Below are 404 nucleotides of genomic sequence, written 5' to 3'. Positions count from 1 at the left end.
CCTGGTTGTTCAAGCCCATGAGTTGGCGGATGTGTTTGAAGAATGGGGTTTCTTCGGGTCGCTGGCCGCCTCTGAGGAAGTCGACGAAGGCGCTGGCGGTGCCGTCCCACCAGGTTCCGGCTTGGTTACTGGCGGCGTCGACGACGTCGAAGCCGGGCCAATGCCAGGGGGTCAGGCGGCGGTCGGTGTCTTTGGCCCAGCCGTGGACGATGGAGCCGTCTGCTGCCAGGACTTGGACGTTGACCCAGCTCTGCTGGTGGTCATCCTGCTGCACGGTGGTGATGCCCGTGGTCCAGTCTGTCGCCAGGTCGATGACCGAGGGGGCATCGTCTCTGGGTTCGGCTTTGATCGGGTCGCCCTGGCGCAGCCGCACCAGGGTCCAGTGCTGTTTCGGCAGGTTTTCG

The 404-nt window shown here is 64.6% G+C and carries 1 protein-coding gene; it reads right to left on the bottom strand.

Annotated elements, in window-relative coordinates:
- Positions 1–404 (bottom strand): hypothetical protein (locus tag ACOZJV_RS34720; protein ID WP_421549616.1); only part of this gene is annotated, 404 nt, incomplete at both ends.

The organism is Pseudomonas sp. QD4, from assembly GCF_049199125.1.
GTDB lineage: Bacteria > Pseudomonadota > Gammaproteobacteria > Pseudomonadales > Pseudomonadaceae > Aquipseudomonas.
This window is presented reverse-complemented; position numbering and strand designations above follow the sequence as displayed.